Origin of the sequence: Streptomyces sp. NPDC059564 (assembly GCF_042735575.1) — a bacterium.
Lineage (GTDB): Bacteria > Actinomycetota > Actinomycetes > Streptomycetales > Streptomycetaceae > Streptomyces.
This window is the reverse complement of the sequence record NZ_JBHWBP010000629.1, coordinates 1-2011: the sequence shown is the minus strand read 5'-3', so window position 1 is coordinate 2011 and position 2011 is coordinate 1. Positions and strand designations below refer to the sequence as shown.

2 protein-coding genes are annotated in these 2011 nt (G+C 67.3%); one reads left to right on the top strand and one right to left on the bottom strand.

The window, feature by feature from the left end; genetic code table 11:
* The first annotated feature begins 66 nt into the window (after positions 1-66).
* A complete protein-coding gene (locus ACFV0Q_RS41050; protein WP_385013156.1) occupies positions 67-1212 on the top strand; it encodes an SMI1/KNR4 family protein in 1146 nt (381 codons plus the stop codon).
* Positions 1213-1285: 73 nt separating this feature from the next.
* Here the strand turns inward: ACFV0Q_RS41050 and ACFV0Q_RS41045 are convergent.
* A partial coding sequence (locus ACFV0Q_RS41045) for a transposase family protein (protein ID WP_385013155.1) occupies positions 1286-2011 on the bottom strand: 726 nt, incomplete at its 5' end.

The following is a 2011-nucleotide window of genomic DNA, read 5'->3' as shown; positions in this document are numbered from 1 at the left end:
ACCCGGCGGCAAGGCCGGTGAGCGACGATCAAGCTGTTGTCAGCCGCTGGTTCTAAGGTCGGCCCTATGACATCAGACCTGGTCCAGGACTCATGGACTCGCATCGACGCGTGGCTGCGCGAGCACGCGCCCCGCACGTTTGCCACGCTTCGGCCGCCCGCAGGAGGCGAGGAGATCGCAGCAGCGCAACAGGAACTGGGGGTCACCTTTCCTCCGGACCTGGTCGCTTCACTCCTCCGGCACAACGGGGCGCTGGAGGGACCTGAGGCTTTCCGGTTCAGCACGGGCGACCGGCTGCTCGGAGTGATCGGAATCCTCGGGGACACCGGGTTCATGCGCGGCATCGACCAGGGCCTCGACGGGGAGACCGAGGGCTACTGGCTTCACGACTACGTGAAGTTCGGTTCTTACGACGTGACGTCGGACGGTCTTCTGATGGATTGCCGTACCGGGCGGGACTCCTTCGGTGTGATCGGACGGTTCTTCGACGAGACCGGCACCAGTTTCGGGCAGGCCGACTCGCTGGGTGGGTATCTGGCCGAACTGGCCGGCACGCTTGAGCGCGGCCAGGACGCCGGTGTCGTCACCTTCAACGGCCGGCTGTTCTGGGAGGCGCGTCCGCCTGCCAGGCCGCAGTACAGTGCCGACGAGTCCCTTCCCGCACCGGATGAGCCGCTTCCAGAGCTGGACCTGTCCTACAGTCCCACCGACCTCCTCCACGTGAGCCACCTGGACGGGCATGAGGAACTCGGTGCGCTGATCGCAGTCCTGCCGTATGAGCAGGTGGTCGACGCCGCGCGGAAGCAGCTGCGCAGACTGGCGGTCGAAACGGGTCTGAACAACTACCCGGAGGTCAAGACAGCCCTGGACGCGTGGGAGTGCGGTGTGGCCCTGCCGCAGCCTGACCAGACCGGCCCGCTCGCCCTGCGACTCCGCGCGGTGCTCGCACAGGCCGACACCGGCCGAGACCACACGCGCAGGTGGGCCGCGGAGAAGATAGCCCTCGGGATCTGGGGGTCCCCGTACAGGTCCGTGTGCGAGAGCGCGGAGACCCGGAGTCACTTCACTCTCGACTGGCGTGCGGATCTGCATGCGGACCTGGGCAATCAGCCCCTGCCACCGATACCTGACGACCGATTCTGGGGGGCGCTGCGCAACCCCGCCATCGACTCCAGTTGGTACGCGGCCCAGTACAGCCAAGATCAGGACTGACCCCAGGGGTTTCGGTTCCGCGTGAGCGCTTCATATGGCGGTTATCGCCAGACGAAGCGCTCACTAAGGATCTTCAGCGCTGCCGCTCCAGCGTGAGGATGGCCTTGACGATTGACGTCATGCGGTTGGGGCTGCACCGGGACGTGCGGAAGATCCGCCAGGACTTCAGGATCGCGACACCGCGTTCAACGGGCGCTCGTGCTGCGGCCAGCGCCCGGTTGAGGGTCTTTTCGGTGGGAGTGAGTTCCTGGAGTGGCTTGCGTTTGATGCCGGTCGTCAGCCACGGCCCTCCACCTTGGTAGGCGAGGTCGGCCAGGACGGGAACGCCCTGGCGCTCGCAGATCCGGATGATCCGGTGGGTGCGGGCGGCGGTCAGGTCGTGTGTGCGGCCCGGCAGGGCGGGCGAGAGCCACAGCAGCCGGCCGCAGGGGTCGGTGACGACCTGCACGTTCACGCCGTGGCGCCGGTGTTTGTGGGAGTAGTCGGCCCGGCCGTCGCCGACCCGGTCGCACTCGGCGAGGGTGCCGTCGAGCAGGATGAAGTCGGGATCGTGCTCGCGCAGCGTCTTGAGTAGACCCGGTGCTCGTTCGGCGAGCAGGTCGACGACCGCGTGGGTGTAGGCGTGGGCGGTGGACTCGCTGATCCCGAACCCGGCGGCGATCTTCGCCAGAGTGGTGTGCTCTCGCAGGTACACCAGTGCCACCATCGCCCGCTGGGACGGACGGAGCTTGCAGCGCCGGTCGCCCTCACGAGTGACAACCAGCATGGCGACCCACTCCACGAGCGCATGCGGCAGGTC